At 70.1% G+C, this 24937-nt stretch carries 28 protein-coding genes; 10 read left to right on the top strand and 18 right to left on the bottom strand.

Annotated features, from left to right (window positions below; genetic code table 11):
- The first annotated feature begins 44 nt into the window (after window positions 1–44).
- Genes BM041_RS07440 through BM041_RS07420 form a run of 5 tightly spaced genes read left to right on the top strand, consistent with a single transcriptional unit; the run spans window position 45 to window position 7095 of the window.
- Window positions 45–2117, top strand: coding sequence for a 3-hydroxyacyl-CoA dehydrogenase NAD-binding domain-containing protein (locus BM041_RS07440; RefSeq protein ID WP_092957964.1), 2073 nt, complete (start codon window positions 45–47; stop codon window positions 2115–2117).
- Window positions 2118–2161: 44 nt separating this feature from the next.
- Window positions 2162–3730 (top strand): AMP-binding protein, encoded by a 1569-nt coding sequence (locus BM041_RS07435; RefSeq protein WP_245761970.1) that lies wholly within the window; start codon window positions 2162–2164, stop codon window positions 3728–3730.
- 10 nt (window positions 3731–3740) lie between these two features.
- Window positions 3741–4940, top strand: coding sequence for an acyl-CoA dehydrogenase family protein (locus BM041_RS07430; RefSeq protein ID WP_092957958.1), 1200 nt, complete (start codon window positions 3741–3743; stop codon window positions 4938–4940).
- A 6-nt stretch (window positions 4941–4946) separates the two neighbouring features.
- Window positions 4947–6101: an acyl-CoA dehydrogenase family protein gene (locus BM041_RS07425; protein ID WP_092957955.1), complete on the top strand. Its 1155-nt coding sequence runs from the start codon at window positions 4947–4949 to the stop codon at window positions 6099–6101.
- A 31-nt stretch (window positions 6102–6132) separates the two neighbouring features.
- The gene (locus BM041_RS07420; RefSeq protein WP_217648654.1) at window positions 6133–7095 is read left to right on the top strand and encodes a tripartite tricarboxylate transporter substrate binding protein; all 963 of its coding nucleotides are present in this window, start codon (window positions 6133–6135) and stop codon (window positions 7093–7095) included.
- Window positions 7096–7098: 3 nt separating this feature from the next.
- Here the strand turns inward: BM041_RS07420 and BM041_RS07415 are convergent, their stop codons facing one another.
- The 3 genes from BM041_RS07415 to BM041_RS07405 all read right to left on the bottom strand — a co-directional run bounded on the left by BM041_RS07415 (window position 7099) and on the right by BM041_RS07405 (window position 9363).
- Window positions 7099–7773 (bottom strand): amino acid ABC transporter permease, encoded by a 675-nt coding sequence (locus BM041_RS07415; protein ID WP_092957952.1) that lies wholly within the window; start codon window positions 7771–7773, stop codon window positions 7099–7101.
- On the bottom strand, window positions 7773–8453 hold the full coding sequence (locus BM041_RS07410; protein WP_092957949.1) for an amino acid ABC transporter permease: 681 nt from the start codon (window positions 8451–8453) through the stop codon (window positions 7773–7775). The genes BM041_RS07415 and BM041_RS07410 overlap by 1 nt, the downstream gene beginning before the upstream one ends.
- A 70-nt stretch (window positions 8454–8523) precedes the next feature.
- Entirely contained in the window at window positions 8524–9363 is an 840-nt protein-coding gene (locus tag BM041_RS07405; protein ID WP_092957946.1) for a transporter substrate-binding domain-containing protein, read from the bottom strand.
- A 308-nt stretch (window positions 9364–9671) separates the two neighbouring features.
- On the opposite strand from BM041_RS07405, the gene BM041_RS07400 reads away from it, so the two are divergent.
- Complete coding sequence (locus BM041_RS07400) at window positions 9672–9887, top strand: hypothetical protein (RefSeq protein WP_092957943.1); 216 nt, start codon at window positions 9672–9674, stop codon at window positions 9885–9887.
- A gap of 94 nt (window positions 9888–9981) precedes the next feature.
- Here BM041_RS07400 and BM041_RS07395 read toward each other — a convergent pair whose 3' ends face one another.
- Together BM041_RS07395 and mtnA are read right to left on the bottom strand one after the other, a co-directional pair.
- Window positions 9982–11661 carry a methyl-accepting chemotaxis protein gene (locus BM041_RS07395; RefSeq protein ID WP_092957940.1) on the bottom strand — a complete coding sequence of 560 codons (1680 nt, stop codon included), beginning with the start codon at window positions 11659–11661 and terminating at the stop codon, window positions 9982–9984.
- Between the two features lie 112 nt (window positions 11662–11773).
- Window positions 11774–12871 carry an S-methyl-5-thioribose-1-phosphate isomerase gene (mtnA, locus tag BM041_RS07390; RefSeq protein WP_092957937.1) on the bottom strand — a complete coding sequence of 366 codons (1098 nt, stop codon included), beginning with the start codon at window positions 12869–12871 and terminating at the stop codon, window positions 11774–11776.
- A 75-nt stretch (window positions 12872–12946) separates the two neighbouring features.
- Between mtnA and BM041_RS07385 the strand changes: the two genes are divergently transcribed.
- Complete coding sequence (locus BM041_RS07385) at window positions 12947–13201, top strand: PepSY domain-containing protein (RefSeq protein WP_245761969.1); 255 nt, start codon at window positions 12947–12949, stop codon at window positions 13199–13201.
- A gap of 11 nt (window positions 13202–13212) precedes the next feature.
- Here BM041_RS07385 and BM041_RS07380 read toward each other — a convergent pair whose 3' ends face one another.
- Window positions 13213–13698, bottom strand: coding sequence for a UPF0262 family protein (locus BM041_RS07380; protein ID WP_092957934.1), 486 nt, complete (start codon window positions 13696–13698; stop codon window positions 13213–13215).
- On the bottom strand, window positions 13691–14146 hold the full coding sequence (locus BM041_RS07375) for a DUF983 domain-containing protein (RefSeq protein WP_092957931.1): 456 nt from the start codon (window positions 14144–14146) through the stop codon (window positions 13691–13693). The genes BM041_RS07380 and BM041_RS07375 overlap by 8 nt, the downstream gene beginning before the upstream one ends.
- 262 nt (window positions 14147–14408) lie before the next feature.
- Here BM041_RS07375 and BM041_RS07370 point away from each other — a divergent pair, with 262 nt between their 5' ends.
- Together BM041_RS07370 and BM041_RS07365 are read left to right on the top strand one after the other, a co-directional pair.
- A complete protein-coding gene (locus BM041_RS07370) occupies window positions 14409–15083 on the top strand; it encodes an aspartate/glutamate racemase family protein (RefSeq protein WP_092957928.1) in 675 nt (224 codons plus the stop codon).
- Between the two features lie 14 nt (window positions 15084–15097).
- On the top strand, window positions 15098–15508 hold the full coding sequence (locus tag BM041_RS07365) for a tetratricopeptide repeat protein (RefSeq protein WP_175533798.1): 411 nt from the start codon (window positions 15098–15100) through the stop codon (window positions 15506–15508).
- A 5-nt stretch (window positions 15509–15513) separates the two neighbouring features.
- On the opposite strand, the gene BM041_RS07360 is transcribed toward BM041_RS07365, so the two are convergent.
- From BM041_RS07360 to BM041_RS07345, 4 genes are all read right to left on the bottom strand, one after another.
- On the bottom strand, window positions 15514–16272 hold the full coding sequence (locus tag BM041_RS07360; RefSeq protein ID WP_092957922.1) for an SH3 domain-containing protein: 759 nt from the start codon (window positions 16270–16272) through the stop codon (window positions 15514–15516).
- A gap of 57 nt (window positions 16273–16329) precedes the next feature.
- On the bottom strand, window positions 16330–17301 hold the full coding sequence (locus tag BM041_RS07355; protein ID WP_092957919.1) for an N-carbamoyl-D-amino-acid hydrolase: 972 nt from the start codon (window positions 17299–17301) through the stop codon (window positions 16330–16332).
- A 61-nt stretch (window positions 17302–17362) separates the two neighbouring features.
- Entirely contained in the window at window positions 17363–18310 is a 948-nt protein-coding gene (locus BM041_RS07350; RefSeq protein WP_092957916.1) for a nitrilase-related carbon-nitrogen hydrolase, read from the bottom strand.
- Window positions 18307–18603 carry a hypothetical protein gene (locus BM041_RS07345; protein WP_092957913.1) on the bottom strand — a complete coding sequence of 99 codons (297 nt, stop codon included), beginning with the start codon at window positions 18601–18603 and terminating at the stop codon, window positions 18307–18309. The genes BM041_RS07350 and BM041_RS07345 overlap by 4 nt, the downstream gene beginning before the upstream one ends.
- A 105-nt stretch (window positions 18604–18708) precedes the next feature.
- Between BM041_RS07345 and BM041_RS07340 the strand changes: the two genes are divergently transcribed.
- Window positions 18709–19374: a hypothetical protein gene (locus BM041_RS07340; RefSeq protein ID WP_139225986.1), complete on the top strand. Its 666-nt coding sequence runs from the start codon at window positions 18709–18711 to the stop codon at window positions 19372–19374.
- Here BM041_RS07340 and BM041_RS07335 read toward each other — a convergent pair.
- The 7 genes from BM041_RS07335 to BM041_RS07305 form a co-directional block, all read right to left on the bottom strand.
- Entirely contained in the window at window positions 19366–19935 is a 570-nt protein-coding gene (locus BM041_RS07335; protein WP_092957907.1) for a carboxymuconolactone decarboxylase family protein, read from the bottom strand. The genes BM041_RS07340 and BM041_RS07335 overlap by 9 nt on opposite strands.
- Before the next feature lie 69 nt (window positions 19936–20004).
- Window positions 20005–20247: a hypothetical protein gene (locus BM041_RS07330; RefSeq protein WP_092957904.1), complete on the bottom strand. Its 243-nt coding sequence runs from the start codon at window positions 20245–20247 to the stop codon at window positions 20005–20007.
- Between the two features lie 9 nt (window positions 20248–20256).
- Window positions 20257–21252: a Bug family tripartite tricarboxylate transporter substrate binding protein gene (locus BM041_RS07325; RefSeq protein WP_092957901.1), complete on the bottom strand. Its 996-nt coding sequence runs from the start codon at window positions 21250–21252 to the stop codon at window positions 20257–20259.
- Entirely contained in the window at window positions 21239–21733 is a 495-nt protein-coding gene (locus BM041_RS07320; RefSeq protein WP_092957898.1) for a GlcG/HbpS family heme-binding protein, read from the bottom strand. The genes BM041_RS07325 and BM041_RS07320 overlap by 14 nt, the downstream gene beginning before the upstream one ends.
- A gap of 5 nt (window positions 21734–21738) precedes the next feature.
- A complete protein-coding gene (locus BM041_RS07315; RefSeq protein WP_092957895.1) occupies window positions 21739–23121 on the bottom strand; it encodes a dihydroorotase in 1383 nt (460 codons plus the stop codon).
- Between the two features lie 131 nt (window positions 23122–23252).
- On the bottom strand, window positions 23253–24314 hold the full coding sequence (locus BM041_RS07310) for an alkene reductase (RefSeq protein ID WP_092957892.1): 1062 nt from the start codon (window positions 24312–24314) through the stop codon (window positions 23253–23255).
- 126 nt (window positions 24315–24440) lie between these two features.
- Complete coding sequence (locus BM041_RS07305; RefSeq protein WP_092957889.1) at window positions 24441–24878, bottom strand: Lrp/AsnC family transcriptional regulator; 438 nt, start codon at window positions 24876–24878, stop codon at window positions 24441–24443.
- Window positions 24879–24937 lie beyond the last annotated feature (59 nt).

Here is a 24937-nt window from a genome sequence, read left to right as displayed (position 1 = left end):
GTATTGAGTATTAATTTCCGTAATACGGAATAAGGGGGCGCCGCATGGCCGAGTTGGTCCGGTTCGAGGTCGTGGACGGCATCGGTGTCGCGACGCTGTCGAATCCCCCGGTCAATGCGCTCTCGGCTGCCCTGCGGGCCGCGCTGTTCGATGCGGTGAAGCGGGCGGAGGCCGATGCCTCGGTCCGCGCGCTGGTGATCGCCGCGGAGGGGCGGACCTTCATCGCGGGCGCCGACATCTCCGAATTCGGCAAGCCGCCGGCCTCGCCCACGCTGGCGGAGCTGGTGGCAGCGCTGGATGGCTGCGCGAAGCCGGTGGTGGCGGCGATCCATGCGGCGGCGCTGGGCGGTGGGCTGGAAGTGGCCATGGCCTGCACGGCGCGGGTGCTGGGGCCGAAGGCCAGCCTCGGCCTGCCTGAAGTGAAACTCGGGCTGCTGCCGGGCTCTGGCGGCACGCAGCGGGCGCCGCGGCTGATGGGGGCGGTGGCGGCCTTGAAGCTGATGGTGGCAGGCGATCCGCTGCCGGCGAAGGCCGCGGTGGAAGCGGGCCTGGCGGATGCGGTGGCGGAGGGCGATCTGGTGGCGGCCGCGCGCGCCCATGCCGCGGGTCTTGCCGATGGGAAGCGGTCGAAGCCGGTCTCGGCGCGGGATGAGGGGCTGGGATCGCGGGAGGAATTCGAGGCCGAGGCCGCGAAGCTGGCGGGCCGCGCGAAGGATGAGCCGCAGATCGCGGATTGCATTGCCTGTGTCCGCGCCTGCTTCGACATGCCCTTCGTCGATGGTGTCGCCTTCGAACGCGCGGCCTTCCTGCGCCTGCTGGATGACCCCCGCAGCAAGGCGCTGCGCCATGTCTTCTTCGCGGAGCGCGAGGCGGCGAAGATCGCGGGCGTGCCTGCCGGCACGAAGCCGCGGGAGGTGAAGCGCGCCGCGGTGCTGGGTTCCGGCACCATGGGGGCGGGCATCGCCATGTGCTTCGCCAATGCCGGCATCCCCGTACGCGTGATCGAGACGGATGCGGCCGCGAGCGCCAGGGGCATCGAGCGCATCCGCGGCACCTATGAGGCCAGCGTGAAGCGCGGCAGCCTGACGGGTGAGGCGCGCGATGCGCGGATGGCGCTGATCGAAGGCTCGGTCGGGCTGGAGAGCGCGGCGGATGCGGACCTGGTGGTCGAAGCCATCTTCGAAGACCTGGACTTGAAGAAGCAGGTCTTCGCGACGCTGGATCGCGTGACGAAGCCGGGGACGGTGCTGGCCTCCAACACCTCCTACCTCGACATCGATGCGATGGCGGCGGTGACATCGCGCCCCGGCGACGTGCTCGGCATGCATTTCTTCTCGCCGGCCAATGTCATGAAGCTGCTGGAGATCGTGCGCGCGAGGCATACGAGCCCGGAGGCGCTGGCGACGGCTGCGGAAATTGGCCGAAAACTGAAGAAGGTGCCGGTGGTGGTCGGCGTCTGCTTCGGCTTCGTGGGCAACCGGATGCTCGCGCAGCGGTCGCGCCAGGCGGAAAGGCTGCTGCTGGAAGGGGCCTCGCCGGCGCAGGTGGACGCCGCGCTGACGGGATTCGGCTTCAAGATGGGCCCGTTTGCGATGACGGATCTCGCGGGGCTCGATATCGGCTGGCGCGTGCGCAAGGCCACGGGCGGCCGCGCGCCGGTGGCGGATGCGCTGGTGGAGGCCGGGCGGCTCGGCCAGAAGACGCAGAAGGGCTTTTATCTGTATCCGCAGGGTGCGCGGACCGGCGTGGCCGACCCGGATGTCGATGCGCTGATCGAGAAGGTCGCGAGCGCCGAGGGCGTGACGCGGCGGGCGATTGATGGCGATGAAATCCTCGATCGCCTGGTGCTGCCGATGGTGAACGAGGGCGCGCGCATCCTGGAGGAAGGGATCGCGGCGCGACCGGGCGACATCGATGTGGTCTGGCTGAACGGCTACAACTGGCCGGCCTGGCGTGGCGGGCCGATGCATTACGCGGATGCGCGCGGGCTTTCCGACATTGCCGCGCGGCTTTCGCAATTCGCCGACCAGACCGGCGACGAATCGCTCCGCCCCGCACCGCTGCTGGCCAGGCTGGCGGCGGAGGGCAAGGGTTTCGCGAGTCTCAAGGCCGGGTGATGCGCCCCTGGGATTCCGCATACCCGCCGGAATGCCGGTGGGACGTGCCCATCCGGACGGGCACGCTGCCGGGGTTCCTGGACGACGTCGCCACGCGTTTTTCTGGCCTGCCCGCGCTGGAGTATCGCGGGCATCTGCTGCGCTACGCCGAACTGCGTGACTGGTCGGACCGCATCGCGGCGGGGCTGATGGCGCGGGGCGTCGGGCGCGGGGATTGCGTCGCGCTCTACCTGCCGAACACGCCCTGGCATCCGCTCTGCTTCTTCGCCGTGCTGCGGACGGGGGCGCGGGTGGTGCATCTCTCGGCGCTGGATGCGAAGCGGGAGATCGCGCACAAGGCGCGGGATGCGGGCGCCACCTGCGTCATCACCACCGGCTTCGGGTCGCTGGTGGCGAACGCGCAATGGCTGCTTGAGACGGGCGCGGTGCGCGACGTGTTCCTGGCGCCGGAGGCGCGCTGGGGCGGCGAGGATGCGGCGAACGACTTTTTCGAGTTGCCCGAAGCGGATTTGCCGCTCGCATGGCCCGCGATCGGCGTCGAGGATATCGCGCTGCTGCAATACACCGGCGGCACCACGGGCACGCCGAAGGGCGCGATGCTGACGCATGGGAACCTGACGGCGACGGTCGCCTGCTACAAGGCGTGGCGGGACGCGACCTCCCTGCCCGAGGGCACGGCGCGGGTGCTGGTGGCGCTGCCGCTGTTTCACATCTTCGCGCTGACCGCCGTGCTGCTGCGGCAGATGTCGGAAGGCGCGCTGTGCCATCTGCGCGTGCGCTTCGACGCGGCCGCCTGGGCGGATGATGTGGAGCGGCTGCGCATCACGACCTTCCCCGGCGTGCCGACCATGTGGATCGGCATCCTCAACCTGCCGGGGATCGAGAAGCGGGACCTCTCCTCCCTGCGGCAGTTGAGTTCCGGCGGCGCGCCCATGCCGCATGAGGTGCAGCAGAGGCTGGAAGCGGTGCTCGGCCAGCGTATCGGCGGCGGCTGGGGGATGACGGAGACGGGGCCGGCTGGCACGCGCCTGCCGCCCCATGCGCCGCGCCGCGCGGGGCTGATCGGCCTGCCGCTGCCGGGCGTGGATGCCCGGATCGTGGCGCTGGACGACCCCAGGCGGGTGCTGCCGCCCGGTGAGGTGGGGGAGATGGCGGTGCGCGGCCCCAATGTCTTCGTGGGCTATTGGGGGCGCGAAAATGCCGACACCTTCGTCGATGGCTGGTTCCTGACAAGCGACGTCGGCTGGATGGACGAACAGGGCTATTTCACCCTGGTCGATCGCCGCAAGAACATGATCCTGTCCGGCGGCTTCAACGTCTATCCTGCGCAGATCGAGCAGGCGATCTACGAACATCCCGCCGTCGCGGAATGCATCGTCATCGGCGTGCCGGACGATTATCGCGGCCAGGCCGCCAAGGCCTTCTGTGCGTTGAAGCCGGGTGCGGCCCCCTTCACGCTCGACGAATTGCGCGCATTTCTGGCCGACCGGCTCGGCAAGCATGAACTGCCTTCGGCGCTGGAAATCCGCGAAAGCCTGCCGCGCAGCGCGGCCGGGAAGCTGATGGCCGCGACGCTGCGGGACGAGGAAGCCGCGCGCGCGGCCCACCACTAGGAGAGACGCCATGGACCTCCGCTACACGCCGGACGAGATCGCCTTCCGCGACGACCTCCGCACCTTCTTCAAGACCCAGATCCCCGCGGAGATCCGCCGCAAGGTGAGCGAGGGGCGGAAGCTGTCGCGCGAGGATATCGTGACGACGCAGCGCGTCCTGCACGCGCATGGGATGGCGACGCCGAACTGGCCGCTGGAATGGGGCGGCAAGGACTGGTCGCCGGTGCAGCGCTACATCTTTTCCGAAGAAATCCAGGCCTGCGCCGTGCCGCAGCCGCTGTCCTTCAACGTGAACATGGTGGGGCCGGTCATCGCGACCTTCGGCTCCCAGGCGCAGAAGGAACGGTTTCTTCCGTCGACGGCGACGCTGGATATCTGGTGGGCGCAGGGCTTTTCCGAACCCGGGGCGGGGTCGGACCTTGCATCGCTGAAGACCACCGCGAAGCTTGAAGGCGACGAATATGTCGTCAACGGGCAGAAGACCTGGACGACACTGGGACAATATGCCGACTGGATCTTCTGCCTGGTGCGGACGGACCCGGCGGCGAAGAAGCAGCAGGGCATCTCCTTCCTGCTGATCGACATGAAGACGCCGGGCATCACCATCCGCCCCATCATCACCATCGATGGCGGGCATGAGGTGAATGAGGTCTTCTTCGACGATGTGCGCGTGCCGGCGGAGAACCTGGTCGGCCAGGTCAACAAGGGGTGGGACTATGCGAAGTTCCTCCTCTCCAACGAACGCATCGGCATCGCGCGCATCGGGCTGACCAAGGAACGCCTGGCGCGGGTGAAGCGCCTGGCGCAGGAGACGCCGGCCGGGGAGGGGATGGTCTGGGATGATCCCGACTTCCGCCGCCGCCTCGCCTGGTCCGAGATCGAGCTGAAGGCGCTGGAGATCACGCAGATGCGCGTCGTGGCCGCGCAGCGGACGAAGGCATCGGACAAGCCCGATCCTTCATCGTCGATCCTCAAGATCAAGGGCAGCGAGATCCAGCAGCAGGCGACCCAGCTTCTGGTCGATGTCGCCGGCCCCTATGCGATGCCGCGGCCGGACCGGGAGGAGGAAGGGCTGAACCTGCCCTCCGTCGGGCCGGAATGGGCGGATGCGGCGGCGCCGCTGTTCTTCAACTACCGCAAGGTCTCGATCTACGGTGGCAGCAACGAGATCCAGCGCAACATCATCGCAAAAGCCTTTCTGGGGCTCTGATCACCGATGGATTTCGACCTGACCGACGAACAGCGCATGCTGAGCGAGAGCGTCAATCGCCTCCTCACCCATGCCTATGGCGACTTCGAGCACCGGAAGGGATACCGCGCCGCGCCGCGGGGCTTCGCCGATGCCAATTGGCAGGCGCTGGCGGAGATGGGGCTGCTCGGCCTGCCCTTCGACGAGGCCGATGGCGGCTTCGGGGGTGGGCCGGTGGAGACGATGATCGTCATGGAAGCCTTCGGCCGCGGCCTGGTGCTGGAGCCCTTCCTGGCGACGGTGGTGCTGGCGGGCGGGCTGCTGCGACGGGCGGGGAGCGAGGCGCAGCGCGAGGCGATCCTGCCCTCCGTCGTCGAGGGTTCCATGGTCCTCGCCTTCGCGCATCAGGAACGCCAGGCGCGGCATGATCTGCATGACGTCGCGACGGCGGCGCGGCGGGATGGCGCGGATTGGGTGCTGGATGGCGCCAAGGGCGTCGTGCTGGCCGGCGACAGCGCGGACCGGATCATCGTCTCCGCCCGCACATCGGGCGCGCGGCGGGACCGGGAGGGGATCAGCCTGTTCCTGCTGGACCCCGCCACGCCTGGCGTCACGCGCCGCGGCTACGCGACGCAGGACGGGCTGCGGGCGGCCGAATTGGTGCTGGAGGGCGCGCGGGTGCCCGCGGACGCCCTGCTGGGCCATGAAGGCCAGGCGCTGCCGCTGATCGAGCTGGTGGTGGATGAGGCGAATGCGGCGCTGTGTGCCGAGGCGCTGGGTGCGATGGATGTGCTGCGCGACCTGACGGTGGACTACCTGAAGCAGCGCCAGCAATTCGGCCAGGCCATCGGCAATTTCCAGGCCCTGCAGCACCGCGCGGCGGATATGCTGGTGGCGACGGAACAGGCGCGCAGCATGGCGATGTATGCCGCGATGATGGTGCAGTCCGGCGATGCGGCGGCGCGGCGCACGGCGCTGTCCGCGGCCAAGGCGCTGGTCGCGAAGCTGGCCGACCAGCTCGGCAAGGATGCGATCCAGCTCCATGGCGGCATCGCGATGACGGAGGAATACAAGGCCGGCCACTACTTCAAGCGGCTGACCATGATCGGCACGCTGTTCGGCGATGTGGACCACCATCTGCGCGTCGTGGTTGCAGCGGGGGGCCTGCCCGAGGCAGTCTGATTCCCAAGAAATTCTTGGGGAGAAACGATCCATGCAGGGATTCCGCTTGGGCCGCCGCGCCGCGCTGGGAATGGTGCTGGCAACGCCCGCGCTGGCTCAGGGGCGCTTCCCGGACCGTGCCATCCGCGTGCTGGTTCCCTTCCCGCCAGGCGGCACCACGGATATCCAGATGCGGGCGCTGTGCGAGGGCGCGTCGCGGCGGCTCGGCCAGCCCATCGTCATCGAGAACCGGCCCGGCGCCGGCGGCAGCCTGGGTGCCACGGCGCTGGCGCAGGGCACCAGGCCGGATGGCTACACGCTGTCCTGCATGCCGAACTCCATCTTCCGCATCCCCGTGATGATGGCGCGGCCGAGCTACGACCCGCTGGAGGATTTCACCTGGGTGATCCGCCTTGTGGGCTACACCTTCGGCATCGTCGTGCGCGCCGATGCGCCGTGGCGGACCTTGCAGGAATTGCTGGCGGATGCGCGGGCCAATCCCGGGAAGATCACCTATGGCACCCCCGGCGTGGCCACGCTGGATGTGACGATGGAGCGCATCGCGCAGCTGTCAGGCGGCATCCAATGGGTGCATGTCCCGTTCCGCGGCGGTGCGGACAACATCCAGGCGCTGCTGGGCGGGCAGATCAATGTCTCGGCCGAGAGCAGCGTCTGGGCGGAGCTGGTGCTGGATGGCCGCCTGCGCCTGCTGGCGACCTGGGGGGAGGAGCGGCCCGCGCGCTTCACCATGGCGCCGACCCTGCGGGAGGCGGGCGTGCCGGTGGTGAATTCGTCCCCCTATGGCCTGGCGGGGCCGAAGGGGATGGACCCGGAAATCGTCGCCGCGCTGCACGACGCCTTCCGCGACGCGCTGCGGGACCCCGCGCATCTCGCCATCCTGGAGCGTTTCAACATGCCGCTGATGTACGCGAATGGCGCCGACTACGCGCGCTATGCGCGGGAATTCTACGCGGAGGACAGCGCGATGGTGCGGGCGATGGGGCTGAGGTTCTGAGCGTTACCGCTTCCCCGCGATCTGCTTGTTCTCCAGCCGTGACAGCAGCCTGACGCAGGGCCAGAGCAGGATGAAATAGGCCAGCGCGGCGACCATGATCGGCGTCGCGTTGTAGGTCACGCTCTGCGCCTGGCGGGCCTGGAAGAGCAACTCCGGCAGCGCCACGACGCTGGCGATGGAGGTGAGCTTCACCACCTCCAGCGTATTGGAGATCAGGTCCGGCAGCACGTTGCGCACGGCCTGGGGCAGCACGATGAAGACCCAGACCTGCCAGGGGCGAAGCCCGAGCGCACGCGCGGCCTCCGGCTGGCCACGGGGCACGCTCTCGATCCCCGCGCGCAGGATTTCCGCGTAGTAGGCGCCGGTGTTGAGCAGGAAGCCGAGCGCGACCGCGCCCCAGGCGCCGAGATCCACGCCCGCGAAGGGCAGGCCGGCATAGAGGAAGATCAGCAGCACCAGCGGCGGGATGGCGCGGAAGAAATCGACGAAGGCCATCAGCGGATAGCGCAGCCAGGGGTTCTTCCGCGTGGACAGCACCGCCAGGATGATCCCGGCACCGAGGCCGAGCGGCACCGTCATCGCCGCCAGCAGCAGCGTCTGGATCAGGCCCTGGATGAGGATGGGGCTGGCCTGGCGCGCGATGTCCAGGTTCAGGAAGGTCTCGATGAAGTCTTCCATCAGCGCTTCCAGGCGAATTTCGTCTCGATCCATCGCCCGGCGAAGACGACGGGGAGGAAGAGGATGATGTAGGCGATGGCGCCCAGCGTCAGCGGCGTCGGGTTGCCGGAGAAGGCCATGGCGGATTGCGCGGCGCCGAGGATCTCCGCGACGGCCACGACGGAACCCAGCGCGGTGCCCTTGGTGATGGCGATGGTGCGGTTGACCAGCGGCGGGATGGCGATGCGGATGGCCTGGGGCAGGACGATGCGGAACAGTGTCGGCAGGAAGCGCAGGCCGAGCGCGCGCGATGCCTCCCACTGCCCCGCGGGCACGGCGCAGATGCCGGCCCAGTAGATCTCCTCCGCGAAGGCCATCAGCACCAGGGAGAGCGCGAGCCAGGTGGCGCCGAAGCCGGAGAAGTCGATGCCCGCATTGGGCAGGCCGAAATAGATCAGCACGATGATGACCAGCGGCGGCAGCGCGCGGAACACATCGACCGTGAAGATGATGAGCCAGTTCAGCGGCCGGATGCCGAGCGCGCGGATGGTGGCCAGCACAAGGCCCGCGACCAGGCCGGTCGCGATGATGCAGGCGGCCAGCAGGATGGTGAGGCCGAGACCCTCGATGATCTTCGGTGCGTATTCCGCCGCGACCCGGGGGTTCAGGAAGGAGAAGGCGAATTTTTCCCAGCCCGTCATGCGGCGGGGACTCCGGCTTCAGGCATCCCTCTTCCCCGCAGGGGGGAAGAGGGCGTCGTGGCAGCCAGGATCAGCAACGGGGTTCGCGCGGCGTCGGGTCGTAGTTGGCGAGGCCCGGCACGCCGGTGCCCGGGAATACCGTGTTCTCGGCGTCGTCGGCCGCCGGCGCGCTGCCGAACCACTGCTGCGACAGCCGCGCAATGGTGCCGTCCCGCTTCATGCATTCCAGCGCGTTCTCCAGCTGCACGCGCATGGCGGTGGAACCCAGCGGCAGCGGCGCGGACCAATGGGCGCGCGTGTCGGTCATGACGAAGTCGGCGATGAATTGCGGCGTGCGCGACGCGGCATAGCGGACCACGGTGTTGCCGCCGAGATTGGCGTAGGCGCGGCCGGAGATCACGGCCTGCACCGCATCCGTCTGCGTGTCATAGGTCTGCACGGTGAAGCCGAGGCGCTCCGCATTCGCCGCCGCCCAGGCATCATAGGCGCTGCCCTTGTTCACCGTGATCGCCTTGCCGCGCAGATCGTCCAGGCTGCGGATCGGCGCGCTGCCGCGGCGGATGCCGAACTGGAAGGCGGTGTAGAGGTAGCCTTCCGTCAGCAGCATGTTCTGCGCGCGCTCCGCCGTCGCGGTCGTCGGCGCGCAGAGGAAGTCGTAGCGGCCCGCATTCATGGCGGGGACCAGGCCGGAGAAGCTCGCGCTGTCGATGACGATCTCGCGCCCCATGCGCTTCGCGACTTCGCGGAACAGGTCGATGTTGAAGCCCTGCACGCCGCCTTCGAGGCGCGGGAAGGCGTGGGGCGCGAAGGTGCCGTCCACGGCGCAGCGCAGCGGCGGCTGCTGCGCGCTGGCGGGCGCTGCGGCGAGCGTGCTGAATGCAAGCAGGCATGCGGCAAGGGTACGGCGCATGGTGACGGGCCTCCGGGTCATTGGTGTGGTCTGGCCGGGACACTCCCATCAGCGCGCCCCGGACGCCACGCGGCGCAGGCCCGGATTACTGAGAATTCACCTGATTTCGAGACACGATTGCCCGCCGGGAGGGCGGAATGGCGGCCGGGCGTGCAAGTCCCGGAAAATCCTGTGCTTCTTTCGTATGCAGCATGAAGGATGCCGTTAACGCCATGCCCCAATTTCGCCCCGCCAGCGGCCCGTGCCCGCCCCATGGGGTGCGTAGAAGGGGGATGCTGATGTTCACCACTGCCCCTGGAACCAACCCCATGCCCCGGTTTGCGCTCACCCTCGTCGTGCTCGGCCTGCTGGCGATCCTGCTGACGGTGCTGCTCGTCATGGGTGATGCGACCCTGCCCGGGCGCGTGCCGCCGTTCTTCGCGGCGGCGCTGGCGGGAATTGGCGGCATCTCGCTGGTGGCCGGGCTGTGGCTGCTGGATGGCGCGGGCGCCACGCCGGCGAAGGGGCCCCTGGCGGGGCGCTAGCAGGCTGCGTTCAGATGGAATCATCTGAACGCATTTCTTGTCCTAGATTCAATCACTTCTAGGGCGAGAGCTGCGTTGACTTGAACGCCGCCTGCTAGGCCGCGCGAACGCCGTCGAGGAATTGATCCACGTCGCGCCGCAGCGTTTCCGCCCGCTGCGACAATTCACGGGAGGAGGCGCCGACCTGCGTGGCGGCGGCGCCGGTCGCGGTGGCGCCCTGCATCAGCTCCTCCGCGAAGTCTGACACCTGCTTCGTGCCGGCGGACGCCGCGACCACGGCGCGGATGATTTCCTGAGTCGCGGCGGCCTGTTGTTCCGCCGCGGCGGCCACCTGCATGGCGATGCCATCGACCTGGCCAATGGTGGCGACGATGCCGCGGATGGCGTCCACCGCCCGGCTCGTCTCCGCCTGCATCGCGGCGATCTGGCCGCTGATCTCCTCGGTCGCCTTGGTGGTCTGCGCCGCCAGGGTCTTCACCTCGCTCGCCACCACGGCGAAGCCCTTGCCGTGTTCACCGGCGCGTGCGGCTTCGATGGTGGCGTTCAGCGCCAGCAGGTTGGTCTGACCGGCAATGCCGGAGATCAGCCGCACCACGTCGCCGATCTTGAGCGCGGCCTCCGACAGGTTCGTGACCGTGCCATCGGTCGTGCGCGCGTTGTCGCTGGCGCGGCGGGCCACCTGGGCGGTTTCGCTGATCTGGCGGGCGACTTCGCCGATCGAGGCGCCGAGTTCCTCGGCCGAGCTGGCGACCGTGTTCACGGAGCCGGCGGCGTCCGTCGCGGCGGTGGTGACGCCGACAGCCTGGCCCTCGCCACGCTTGGCTGTCTCCGCCATGGCGGAAGCCATGGCATCCAGCTCCGTCACCGCACCGGCCACGCCGCGCAGCCCCGCGGCGGCGCTGCGTTCGAATTCCGCGACCAGGCGCGCAAGGGTGGCGGCTTTCTTCGCCTTCTCCTCGGCGTCGCGCAGCGCCTGCGCATCGGCGTCCCGCTGGGCGATGAGCGCGGCCTTGAAGCTGCCGAGCTTGTCGGCCACGCGTCCCATCTCGGTCCGCTTCGGAAGGCTTGGCACCGCCGCCGCCAGGTCACCGCGGGCGAGGCTTTCCATGGGCTGGAGCACGGCCTCCATCTGGCGCGACAGGCCGCGGATCACCGCCGTTCCGACCAGCACCGCGCCGAGCACTGACAGGGCGCCCAGCGTCGCGATCAGCAGGAAGCCGCTGGTGGCGAGGGTCCTGGCCGTCTCCGCCGCGGCCTGGCCGCCGGCATTGTTCAGCTCGGCCAGTTCCTCGATCCGCGCCATCGCCTCCAGCGCCGCGGGCCGGGCGCGGCTGTTGATGATCGCCCGGGCCTCCTCATCCGCGTTGCGGCGCGACAGGGCCAGGGCATCGGCCACCGCGGCCTCGTACCGCATCCAGGCATCGCGCCACCGCGCGTGGATCGCCGCTTCCTCGGGGGAGGAGATCAGCGCCTCATAGACCCGCCGGGCATCGGCGAGCCTGGCGCGCGTCTGGTCCAGCCGGCGCTCGAACTGGGCGATCTCGCTCCCGTCGCTTGCCATGACATGGGACAGGACCGAGACGCGCATGTCGTTGGTGAGGTTCTCGATCCGTGCGACCGCCATGATGCTGGGCATCCAGTTGGTGGCGACCTCCTCCATCTGGTCGCGCAGCGCCCCGACCTTGGTGACGGCGACGATGCCCATGGCTGCGAGCAGCAGGAGAAAGGCGCCGGTCAGCGCCATGATCTGTTCGCGGATGGAGAACCTGGCCATCGACGTACCTCCCTTAGCCTTGCGGGGCGACGTCTAGGCCGGGAGGAATGAAGGAGTTGTAAGGAATGGGCGAACAGGATGGGACAGGCGGGGCGCCCCCGGGCCCCGCCTCTCAGCCCTTGTCGGGATAGAGGGCGCGGAGCCCGGCCTCGCTGGCCTCGCAGCGGCCGCGTTCGGTGATCAGGCCGGTGACGAGGCGCGCGGGGGTGACATCGAAGGCGGGATTGGCGGCGGGGCTGCCTTCCGCCACCACGCGGATGGTCTCGATCCGTCCATCGGCCGTGCGGCCGGTGAGGTCCGTGATCTCGACGGGGTTGCGTTCCTCTATCGGGATCTCCGCAACGCCGTCGGCGACCGTCATGTCCAGCGTGGAATGGGGGAGCGCGACCCAGAAGGGCACGCCATTGTCCCGCGCGGCGAGGGCCTTGAGGTAGGTGCCGATCTTGTTGGCGACATCGCCGGTGCGGGTCACGCGATCCGTGCCGACGATGACGATGTCGACCGCCCCGTGCTGCATCAGGTGGCCGCCGGCATTGTCGGCGATGACGGTGTGCGGCACGCCGTGGCGGCCGAGTTCCCAGGCCGTCAGCGCCGCGCCCTGGTTGCGTGGCCGCGTCTCATCCACCCAGACATGGACGTCCAGCCCGGCATCATGGGCCTGGTAGATGGGGGAGAGCGCGGTGCCGTAATCCACGGTCGCGATCCAGCCGGCATTGCAATGGGTCAGGATGTTCACGCGCTGCCCGGGTTGCTTGCGCGCGGCGATGTCCCGCAGCAGGGGCAGGCCGTGTTCGCCGATCCGGCGGCAGGTCTCCACATCATCGTCGCAGATCGCGGCGGCCTCGGCATAGGCGGCGGCCACGCGATCGGCGGCCGGCAGGTTGTGGAGGGCGCCGCGCATGCGGGCCAGCGCCCAGCGCAGGTTGATCGCCGTCGGCCGCGTCTCCCCCAGCATGGCCACGACGCGGTCCAGGGTGGCGGTGGAGGCATCGGTTCGCAGCGCGAGGGCCACGCCATAGGCCGCGACGGCGCCGATCAGGGGCGCGCCGCGCACCTGCATGGACCGGATGGCGGTGGCAACCTGGTCTTCATCCGTCAGGCTCAGGATGTCGAGCGACCAGGGGAGCTTCGTCTGGTCGAAGATGCGGACGGACCAGCCATCGGCCTGGTCGACCCAGACGCTGCGATAGGGGGTGCCGTCGATCTTCATGCCTGTCTCCCGAAGAGGCTGTGTTGAACCATGCCGGGTGCCTCCTCATCCAGGGGGCCGGTGACGAAAGGAAGAATGATGCGCCTGACCCTGCCCGCCGCCGCGATGCTCGCCCTGGTCGCCCTGCCTGGATGGGCCGCGGCACCGCCCGCCAATGCACGGCCGGCTTCCGACGTGCTGCGGATGATCGAGCAGCGGCCGGATTTCGGGCATCTGGAGGAACTGGACTGGGATGATGGCGGTTACTGGAAGGTCGAATACCGCACGCGGGATGGGCGCAAGGTGGAACTGCGCGTCGATCCCGTGAGCGGCGAGGCCCGCGCCCGCTAGATTCGCCCGCGCTAGATTCGCTGGTGCAGCGCGCAGACCAGGGTGAAGAGGCGGCGCGCGGTTTCGAAATCGATCTCGACCCGGCCGGCGAGGCGGGTGGTCAGCAGTTCCGCCCCCTCGTTGTGCAGACCGCGGCGGCCCATGTCGATGGCCTGGATCCGGGCCTCCGACCCACCTTCCGCGACCGCCTTCTCATGGCTTTCCACCACCAGGTGGTAGTCCTTGATCAGGCGGCGGAAGGGGCCGAGCGCCAGGACCAGCGCATGCAGCGGCTGGTCCTGCGCGTCGCGGATATCGAGGATCAGGCGCCCGTCGCGCACCGCGATGGCCAGGCCATAGGGGCCATGCCCGAGCCCGTCGGGGCGGAAGCAATTGCCGGCGAGGAGATCCTCCACCGCCTGGCGGCGATCGGCCTCCGCATAGGGGCTGGGCAGCGGCGTCGCGTCCGGCAGCACGATGCTGACCAGGTCCCGCTTGCCATGCACGCGATCAGGCATCGGGCGTTCCGGGTGAGGGCCTGGGACGGGGCATGGGCTCCGCGCCATGCTCGGAGCCATCGAAGCCGAGGCGCATCATCCAGCCGACCGTCGCGCCCTTGATGGGGGGCAGCAGCAGCAGGCAGGCGATGGTGAAGGCCGGCAGCCACACGACCATGTGGAGCCACATGGGCGGCTGGTACGCCTTCTCGATCCACAGCACCGGCGGGAACAGGATGTGGCCGGCGACGAAGATGGTGAAATAGGGCGGCGCGTCATCCGCCCGCAGCCGGCCTAGCGGGGCGTGGCAGTTTGAACATTCGTCCACCACCTTCAGATAGCCCTTGAAGACCTTCCCGACCCCGCAGATGGGGCAACGGTTCCGCATCCCGCGTCCGGCGGCCTGCCAGATGCTGGTGGGGGGCGTGTAGGGCAGGGCGGCGACCGAGCGATCGGGCTCCCAGCGCATGATGAGGCGTCCCTTCCGGCGTTGTGGCCCCGACCGGGGCGGCGGCCGTCGGTGACGGCCGGGAAGCCCAGGCGTGCCCCGCCAATTGTGCACTGCATCATGGCGTGGCGCCGGGGCTGGATCAAGCGTTGCGGTTGCATGGCAGGGTGGCAGTGGCGGGCCTCGCCCAGCCCGGCGCTTGTCGGCGCGGGCCTGGTCCGGGATGCTGCGTCAACGCGGCGGCGGGGCGAAAGGCTCCGCGGTGGCAGCAAGGAGCGGGGCGATGGCAGAGCGTATCCTGGTGGTGAACCCGAACAGCAGCACCGCCTGCACCAGGGGGATCGCGGCGGCGCTGGCAGGCTTCGCCGCCCCGGGGATGCCGGTGCTGGAGGTGACGGATTTGCGGGACGGCCCGCCCGCGGTGGTGACCTGGCGGGACTGGTTCAGCGTGGCGGAACCGCTGTGCCAGCTGGTGCAGCAGGAACCCGCCGCGGCCTACATCATCGCCTGCGTGTCGGACCCGGGGGTGGACGCCGTGCGGACGGTCACGAAGGCGCCGGTCTTCGGCCCGCTGCGCAGCGCCATCGCCGCGGCGCTGGCGCGGGCGGACCGCTTCGGCATCATCGCCTTCGCCGATCCCTCCGTCGCGCGGCAGCGGCGTTCCATGGCGGCGATGGGGGTGGAGTCGCGGCTGGCCGGGCATGTGCCGCTGAACCTGCCGATGGATGTGCTGACGGACCCGGTGGCGCCGCGCGCCGCGCTGATCGCCGCGGCGCGGCGCATCGTGGACCAGGGGGCGGAGGCGGTGATCCTGGGCTGCGCCGGCATGGCGGCCCATCGCGCGGCGGTGGAGGCCGCCTGCGGGGTACCGGTGATCGAGCCCTGCCAGGCGGCGGCGGCGCTGGCGATCCAGGCCGTGGTGGCGGGCCGCCCCGCGCTGGCCCTGGCGGCGGAATGATGCGCGCGGTGGTGATGGCCCTGGCCCTGGCCCTGCTGGCCGGGCCGGCGCTGGCGGTGCTGCCGGACCCGCCCGGTGATCCGGAGGTGGCGGAGGGCGCCCGGCTGGTGGAGGGTGGTCGCTACGAACTCGGCCTGCCGCTGCTGGAGGCCGCGCTGGCCCGGCTGCCGGGCGATCCCGACATCCTGGTCTACATCGCCTTCGCGCATCGCCGGATGGGCCGGCGCGACGCGGCGATGGAGGCCTATCTGCTGGCGCTGGGCAGCAACCCGAACCACCCGGGCGCCCTGGCCTACCAGGGCAGCCTGATGCTGGAGATGGGGGACCGCGCGGGGGCGGCGGCGAACCTCGCGCAACTCACCAACAGCTGCGGCGCCTGCCCGGAGCGGGAGACGCTGGCGCGGGAGTTGGCCCGCGCCAGGTAGCGCGGCTACTTGACCTTCGGGCCGGCCGGCTTGCCGTCCCAGCTATCCGTCACCCAGGTGAAGGCGGTGACCCAGGCCGGGTCCGCACCGGGGGGCAGGCCGCCATTCTTCAGATCCTCGACCGTGATGCCGGCGAGCTGGAGGTGCGGGCGTTCGCCGGGCTTGGAGACCAGGCCCTCGTCGCGGCCGACGGCTTCCAGGCGGTCCCACATATGGGCCTGGCCCTCATCCGCATCCCAGGACCAGCGGCCTTCGAGGGCGAGGACGAAATCGGCGGCCAGGCCGAACTGGTGCAGGCTGTTCCAGGCCTGCACCGGCGTCAGCATCCGGCCCGACCGGCTGCGGCCGGAGGCGTAGAGGTGGTTCTGCCGCCAGGGGCCGCGCATGCCCTCATAGATTCCGAAGGGGATGCCTTCCGCGTTGAGGCGGCTGACGACGCGCAGCGCGCGGTCCCGGAAGGCGGGGTGCAGCATCTTCGGATCGCGGTTGACGCGATCCACATTCCGCCAGGGGAAGGTTTCCGTCACATGGGTCGGCGACTTGGCGCCGGCGACCTGGCGGCGGAGCAGCCCGACCGGGGCATAGCCCTGCTGGCCGCCGGGGGCCTCCACCTGGACCCAGCCATCGACGGCTTCCGCCACCATCACCACGATCTGGTCGGCGGGCAGGGCGCGGACCGCCTTCTGGTCCGCGCCCGGACCCTGGCGCAGCTCTGTCGCCGCGGTGACGCGGAAAAGGACGGGGTAGGCGGCAGGGTCGGTCATGCGTGGCCTTCGCGATCGGGGCGTGGCGGGGGTTTAGCGCGGGCGGCGGGGCGGCGGCTAGCCTTCGCGCGGCGTCCAGGCCGGCGGGGCTTCGCTGCCGACCTGCGCGGTGATGCGGGTGTAGTGTTCCGGGCGGCGGTGGCGGGCGAAGTTGAAGATCGTGTTCCGGCCGAGTTCGCACATGCCGAGGTCGCATTCCGCGACGATCACCTCGTCATCCCAGCTCGTCGCCTGGGCCATGATCTCGCCCTGCGGGTTGACGATGATGGAATGGCCGAAGAGTTCGTGGCCATCCTCGGTCCCCGCCTTGGCGACGCCGACGCCGAAGCAGGCATTCTGGTAGCAGCCCGCCTGGATCGACAGATGGCTGTGCGCGACGCGGAGGTGATGCGCCTCGAACCCCCGGTTCTCCATGTTCAGGCTGGGGGTGTTGTAGCCGAGCATGACGAGTTCGACCTGCTGCAGGCCGAGCACGCGCCAGGCTTCCGGCCAGCGGCGGTCGTTGCAGATCATCATGCCGATATTGACGGGACCGGCGGCGCCGAGGGGCGCGCGGACCACGGGGAAGCCGAGGTCGCCGGGCTCGAAATAGCGCTTCTCCAGGTGCTGGACGCGGCGGACGGGGTCGTATTCCGCGTGGCCGGGCAGGTGGACCTTGCGGTATTTCAGCACGATCTCGCCATTCGGATGGACATAGACCGCGGTGTTGAAGCGGCGGCCGTCCGGCGTCTTTTCCGCATAGCCCAGGTGGAAGCCGATGTTCAGGCGGCGGGCGGCGTCGAACAGGGAAGCCGTCTCGTTCGACGGCAATGCGTGTTCGTACCAGTGGTCTGCTTCCGCCAGGTTCTCGTGGTACCAGCGCGGGAAGAACGTCGTCAGCGCGAGTTCGGGGAAGACCACGACCTCCGCCCCGCGGCGCGCCGCCTTTTCCATCAGCGCGACCATGCGGGCGATCGCGATGTCGCGGCCCTCCGCCTTCTGGAGGGGACCCATCTGGGCGGCGGCGACGGTCAGGCGGCGTGTGGACATGCTGTTCCCTTATCGCGCGCGGCGATGGCCGGCGACTCGAACCCCAGGCGGAGCGGATGGATCAGACGGGCGTCTCGGCGCCCACCTGGTCCACGATGCGGCGGTAGTGCTGCGGGCGGCGGTGCTGGGCGAAGTTGAACATCTTCTCCTTCCCCTGGCGGCAGGCGTCGAAATCGACCTCCGCCACGATCACCTCATCCCCCTTGGTCGTGGCCTGCGCCACCACCTGGCCGTTGGGATCGACGATCACGGAACCGCCGATCAGCCCCGCGCCATCCTCCACGCCCGCCTTGGCGACGGCGATCGCCCAGGTGGCGTTCATGTAGGCGTTGGACTGGGCGGCGAGGATGGAGTGGAAGGTGCGCAGTTCCTCGCTTTCGCCATCGCCGCCATTGGGATCGTAGGCGGCGGAGTTGTAGCCGACCATGACGAGTTCCACGCCCTGCAGGCCGAGGCAGCGCCAGCCCTCCGGCCAGCGGCGGTCGTTGCAGACCAGCATGCCGAGCACCGGGCGGCCCCAGGCATCCGGGCCACGCTGCACCGGGAACCCCATGTCGCCATACTCGAAATACATCTTCTCGAGCTGCTGGTACGTCTGGCCGGGCTTCACATGGTCGCTGCCGGGCAGGTGGATCTTGCGGTACTTGAACAGGATCGCGCCATCGGGGCCGACGGTGATGGCGCTGTTGAAGCGGTGGCCATCGGGCGTCAGCTCCGCATAGCCGATGTAGAAGCCGACGCCGAGTTCGCGCGCGCGGTCGAAGAGCGGCTGCACTTGCGGGTTCGGCATGGCGGCTTCGAAGCAGCCGACCAGTTCCGGCGCGTCGCGGTCCATCGGCCAGCGCGGGAAGAAGGTGGTGAAGGCGAGTTCCGGAAAGACCACGAGCTTCGCGCCCTTCGCGGCCGCCGCTTCCAGCAGCGCGACCAGGCGCGCCAGCGTCGCCGCGCGGCTGTCCGCGCGCTGGATGGGGCCGAGCTGCGCGCCGGCGATGATGAGCTTGCGTGTCATCGGAAGAGGTCCTTGATGTCCTGCACCGTGCCGCCGAAGCCGCGCCAGAGCAGGATGAAGCCGAGGCAGAAGGCCACGCCGAAGGCGAAGCCGGGGATGCCGGGCCGGGCGCCGGCGAGCTGGGCGAGGATGACGGCGACGATGCCGGCCGCGGTGCCGGTGCCGACCGCCATGAGCAGCTGCGTGCGGCCGGGCTTCTGGCGCACCGCCGGCTGGGGCGGCGCGGCGCGGGAGGGCCGGGGCGGGCGCTTGATCCAGCGCTGGCCGGGCGGGCGGCGGGGGTGGGTGGCCATGGCCGAGGGTGTAGCGCCCTGGCCTGCCGGAGTCAGCCCGGGCCCGGCCGGCGGGGGCCGATGGCGCTGGTGATTCGTCAAGGCGGCGCTGGCATCATGCCGGCCATGCGATCCGTTCTCGCCGCCCTGCTGCTGCTGCCCGGCCTCGCTGTGGCCGCCATGCCCTGCGAGGGAGAGGGCGACCCCTTCGTGGCCGCGCCCGGCTTCGGGGCGGCGACCCCGCTGCCGACACCGGCAGCGCTGGCGCTGGCCCGCCAGGGGGACGGCGTGCTGGTGCTGCAGGGGGACCGGGAGCCGATCCGCCTGGCGGATTCCGCGGCCTGCGCCCGCGGCCTCGACGATCCGGACTGCGTCACCCATCGCCTGGTCGCGGTCTTCGATGCCCCGCGCGGCTATCTGGTGCAGCGCCAGCACTACGAACATGCCGATTTCCTCTGGGTGGACCGGGCCCATGGCGCGATGGAATCGCTGGCCGACCAGCCGCGCTTCTCGCCGGAGCTGCGCTGGATGATCTCCGTCTCGGCCTCCGACTACATGGCGCTCAATGGGATCGAGGTCTTCGACCTGTCGCGCGACGGCCTGGTGCGGGCCTGGCAGCATCTGCCGCGAGGGGCGCCGGAACGCTTCACCTTCTTCACCTTCTGGCGCTGGACCGGGGAGGAGGAAGCCATGCTCTGCGCCTGGCGCGGCGCGCCTCCAGCCATGACGGGGCCGGAGCCGGTAATGCTGCGGCGGGGCGAATTCGGCTGGCGGGTGGAGCCGCTACCGTAGGGCGTTGGGCCCGATCGGGCAGGTGGCTTCCCGGCTGACCAGGTCGAAGACGAACAGCATCTTGGCCATGCCGGTCAGCACCGCGGCGACCATGGCGAGTTCGACCACTTCGGCCTCGGTGAAGAAGCGGCGGAGTTCCGCCTGCAGGGCGGGCGTGCATTCGCCCTGCATGTTCGGCAGCGCCATTTCCGCGGCCAGGCGCATCACGGCGCGGTCGCGGTCGTCGAAGACGGGATTGCCGATATCGCCGATGGCATCGATCTGCGCCGGCGTGACGCCGGCATCCAGCGCCGATTTCGTGTTGCCCTTGTTGCAGAAGGCGCAGCCATGGATGGTGGAGAGGCTGAGGCGCAGGACCTCCTTAACCCGCCGTTCCACGCGGCCCTTGAAGAACACCTCGGCGTAGAAGCCGTCATCGTACCAGCCGAGCAACTCGGGCGCCTGGGCCAGCACCTCGATCAGCGTCGATTCGCCGCGGACCTGGTCCGCGGTTTCCGCCACCGCGCGCCAGCGGGGCTCCATCGCTTCGCGGGACAAGGGGGCGATGGCGGGGACGGGCATCGGGGGGGGCTCCTGCTGCCCGGGGGGACGACGGAACTGCGGTCCTGGCCGGCCGGGCAGAGCGTCCCCCTAACGCCAGGGGGCGGCGCGGCCGACGAGGATGAAGACGATGGCCATGACGATGATACCGGCTGTGCCGCCCATGTCCTCCAGCCTGAGTTCCAGGATGAAATAGGCGATCAGGAACAGGCCGGCGCTGACGAGCACGCCGATGACGACATTGCTGGTCCGCCGGGAAGGCGGCGTGTATTCCCGCGCCTCACCATCGGCGGGGTCGCGGTCGGCATCGTCGCGGCGCGGTCGGCGGGCCATGGGGCGGAATCAGCCCTCCAGCTCGGGCCGGATGGCGTCGACGATGGGGCGGTAGCGCGCCGTCTCCGCCGCGATATAGGCGCTTGCGGAAGCGGGCGTGCCGGGGGCGGCGGCCTCGATCCCCGCATTGGCGAGCTGGGCGCGGAAGCCGGGGTCGGACAGTGCCGCGTTGGTCGCCTCCGACAGCCGGGCCAGGATCGGGTCCGGCAGGCCGGGGGGGGCGAAGACGGCGTGCCAGAGCACGGCGGTGAAGCCGGGGCGGCCCAGCGCCTCCGCCGCCGTCGGCACATCGGGCGCCTGGGGGGCGCGGGCCTCCGACGCCACGGCCAGCATGCGGGCCCGGCCTGCCTGGTGCAGCGGCAGCCCGGCGCCGAGGGTGTTCACCGCCAGCGCCAGCGTGCCGGCGATCAGGTCGTTCATGGCCGGCGCGGCGCCGCGATAGGGGATGTGGCTGATCTCCACGCCACCGGCTTCCCGCTTCAGGATCTCGGTCGCCAGATGCATCAGCGTGCCGGTGCCGGGGGAGCCATAGGCCAGCGCGGGGCGGGCGGCGCGGGCGGCGGCGAGGAAGCCGGCCAGCGTGCCGGGCTGCGAGGGGTTGGCGAGCCAGCAGAGCGGGCCGCCGCCCAGCGTCGCGACCGCGAGGAAATCGCGCGCCTGGTCGTATTGCGGCTGCGCGGTGACGAGGTTGTAGAGCGCGTGGGTGGAGGCGGTGCCGAAGAGCAGCGTGTGGCCATCCGGCCGCGCGCGCATCACCTCCTGCGCCCCGATCGCGCCGCCGGCGCCGCCGCGATTCTCCGTCACCACGGGCTGGCCGAGTTCGCGCGTCATCCGCTCCGCATAGAACCGGGCATAGACATCGGTCGGGCCGCCGGCGGGAAAGGGGATCACCAGGCGGATGGGGCGGGCGGGGAAGCTCTGCGCCAGGGCAGGAAGCGTCAGCAGGCTGCCGGCGGTGGCCAGCAGGAAGCGGCGTTCGAAGCAACGTCGGTCAAAGGCCGGCATCGCGCCAGTTCTCCACGGGGTTCTCGGGATGCGGCGTCAGCCCTGCCGCCCGCACGCCGGCGATGGCCGCGTATTCGTCCTTGTCGGAGGCATCGCCGCTGACGCCGACGGCCCCGATCACCGCGCCATCCGCGCGGCAGACCAGCACGCCGCCGGGGACGGGGATGAAGCGCCCGTCGCTGGCTGCCGCGATGGCGGATTGGAAGGCCGGGCGTTCCTTCAGGCGGTCGCGGATCACGCGGCTGCCGATGCCCATGCCGAGCGCGCCATGCGCCTTGCCGCGGGCGATCTCCGCGCGGAGGATTCCCGACCCATCCTCCCGCTTCTGCACCACGACATGCCCGCCGGCATCGAGGACGACGACGGTCAGCGGCAGCAGGCCGGCTTCCCGCCCCGCCGCCAGCGTCGCGTCCACGATGCGCTCGGCATAGGCGAGGGGCAGTTCAACGGCGAGGTGCCTGACGTAGTAGTCGCCCGTCATCGCGGTCAGTCCAGCGCGCTGCGGCGGTGCTGGCGCGGCACGAAGCGGCCGGTGCCGGGCTTCGCCTTCACCTCGCTGCCGTTCCAGATCTCCTGCCCCCGCAGGATGGTGCTGGCCACGCGCGCCTTCATCGGGCGGCCGTGATAGGGGGACCAGCGCGCATCCTCCCGGTCCTGGATGATGCGTTCGTCGAACACGAAGTCGCCTGTCTCCAGCACGCAGAAATCGGCGTCGGCGCCGAGCCGGATGCCGCCCTTCACGGGATCCAGGCCGTGGTAGCGGGCGGGCTGCTCGCTGCACATCCGCGCCATCACCGTCGGCGACATGCCGCGTTCGATCAGCAGCGTGTACATCAGCGGCGCGAAGCTCTGCAGGCCCGTCAGGCCCGCGCCCACCGTGAAGATGTCGCCGGTGTACTGCTTCTTGGCCTTGGGCCAGGGCGCGTGGTCGGTCGAGACATAGGCGACGGTGCCGGCGGCCATGGCACCCCACATGCGCTCCACCTCCTCCGCCGTGCGGAAGGGGGGGTTGCACTTGCCGAAGCCCTGCAGGCGGATGATGTCGTCCTCCGTCATGCAGAGATACTGGATGCAGGCCTCGCCGGAGGTCCTGGCGCCCATGTTCCGATACAGCGTCGCCAGGTCGAAGCCGCGGGCGATGGAGGAATGGGCGATGTGCACATGCGCGCCGGTTTCCAGCGCCATCTCGAAGATCTCGAGGTCCGCCATGCTCTCCGTCAGCGGTGGGCGGGTGCGGCAATGCCAGATGGGGCTGGTGTTGCCCGCGGCCTTGGCGGCTTCCGTCAGCTTGACGACAAGCTCCTGGTCCTCGTTGTGCACCGCGACCATGAGGCCCGTCTTCGCCATCTCCGCGAAGGCGGAGAGCATCGTCGGATGGTCGATGCGTGGGAAGCGGTGCGCGTCGTATTCGTAGGTGGAGACCTTGAAGGCGGAGGCCCCGGCTTCCGCGATGGCGGCGATGTCGTCGATCCCGCCATCCTTCCGGATGGTGCCGTAGAGCGCCATGTCCACATGCGACAGGCGGTGCACATGCTCCACCTTGTCGGCGAAGATCGCGGCCGTGGTCACGGGGTTCGGCACGTCATAGGGCATGTCGCAGACGGTGGTGACGCCGCCGGCGGCGGCCGTCATGGTCGCGCCCTCGATCCCCGGCCAGCCGGTGGAGGAGGAGGTATGCATGTGGCCATCCACCAGGCCGGGCATGACGACGCGCCCGCGATGATCCGCGACCGCCTTGGCGGGCGGGGCTTCCCCTTCGCCGATCGCCGCGATCCGGCCCCCCCGCACGCCGACATAGCCATCGGCCACGACCCGGTCCGAGAGCACGAGGTCGCCACGCAGCAGCAGGTCGTAGGGGGTGTCGGTCATCAGGGCGGGGCCTCTCGGATCGGAAGGGAACCAGGCTAGGCCGGACGGCGGGCTTCGCCAATCCGGGGGTGATCGGGGCAGGCCGGCGCATCGAGACGGGGCGAGGGGCGGCTGCCCGCCCCCCGCCGGGATCACGCCGCCAGCGCGGGGTAGTCCGTGTAGCCCTTGGCGCCGCCGCCATAGAAGGTGGCGGTGTCCGGCGCGGCCAGCTCCGCGCCCTTCTGCAGGCGGGCCGGCAGGTCCGGGTTGCTGATGAACTTGGACCCGAAGGCGATGAAATCCGCCCGGCCGCTGGCGAGGTCGGCCTGCGCGCGATCGCGGTCATAGCCGCCATTCAGGATGATCGGCCCGCCGAAATTGCGGCGCGCCATGGCGGCGATGTCGAAGGGCGGACGGGCGTCGAGGATGTGGAGGAAGGCCAGGCCACGGCCGCCCAGCGCCTTCGTCACATACTCATAGGTCTCCTCGGCCGCCGGGTCGGCGATGTCGTTGAAGGGGTTGCCGGGGCTGATCCGCACGCCGACGCGACCGGCGCCGATCGCCTTGACGGCGGACTCCACGATGGCGATCAGGAAGCGGGCGCGGTTCTCGACGCTGCCGCCCCACTGGTCCGTGCGCTGGTTGGCGTTGGGGGCCAGGAACTGGTTCGGCAGGTAGCCATTCGCCGAATGGATCTCCACGCCATCCAGCCCCGCCTTCACGGCATTCGCGGCGGCATCGCCATAGGCCGTGATGAGGGCATCGATCTCCGCCTGTTCCAGCGCGCGCGGCGTGGCGAGGGGCTTCATGCCCTCGAAGGTGAAGATATCCCCCTTGGCGGCGATGGCGGAGGGCGCGACGGGCTGCGCGCCTTCCTGGAAATCGGGGTGGGAGATGCGGCCGACATGCATGAGCTGCGCGACGATGCGCCCACCCTTGGCATGCACGGCATCCGCCACGCCGCGCCAGCCTTCGACCTGCGCATCGCTGTAGAGGCCGGGGATGTCGATATAGCCGCGGCCATTGGCGGCGGGGGCGGTGCCCTCCGTCACGATCAGGCCGGCGGAGGCGCGCTGGCCGTAGTATTCGGCCATCAGCGCATTCGGCAGGTTGCCGGGGGCGCGGTTGCGCGTCATCGGCGCCATCACGATCCGGTTGGCGACGGGGATGTCGCCGATCGTGGCGGGGGCGAAAAGGTCTCGGGCTTCGGTCATCGGGGCAGTCCCTGGAAAGCGGCCGGCGGCGGGAATGCGCCGCGGCGTTGGGCGTAGAGTTGGGCACCCCGCGATCCCGGCGCCACCGCCCCGCCGCGATGGTCGTCATTCGTGACCGTGATGGGGCTATCCCCGGATGACCGTGCGGATCGCGAAGCTGGACTGGATGCGCGCCACGCCGGGCATGCGGGACAGCGCTTCCTTGTGGATGCGTTCGTAATCGGCGGCGTCCCGCGCCTCCACCCGCAGCAGGTAGTCCGCGATGCCGGTCATCAGGTAGCATTCCCGCACTTCCGGGCAGCGGCGGACCGCTTCCTCGAAGCGCTTGAGGTGGTCATCCGTCTGCCGTTCCAGCGTGATCTGCACGATGACGACGACGGCGCCCTGCGGGGCCGCATCCTCCACCACCACGGTGTAGCCGCGGATCGTGCCGTCCCGTTCCAGCATCCGCAGGCGGCGGAGGCAGGCGGAGGGGCTGAGGCCCACCGCCTCCGCCAGCTTCGCATTGGGCATGCGGCCATCGACGCGGAGCGCGCGGATGATGGCACGGTCGATGTCATCCATGGGGCGTGCTCGATCCTGCTGATTCTTCGCAGGATATTGCGCAGATTGCCCCCTGGCGA

The organism is Falsiroseomonas stagni DSM 19981, from assembly GCF_900114315.1.
In the GTDB taxonomy this organism is placed as follows: domain Bacteria; phylum Pseudomonadota; class Alphaproteobacteria; order Acetobacterales; family Acetobacteraceae; genus Falsiroseomonas; species Falsiroseomonas stagni.
The sequence above is the reverse complement of the archived record's forward strand: the minus strand, read 5'-3'. Positions and strand labels throughout refer to the sequence as shown.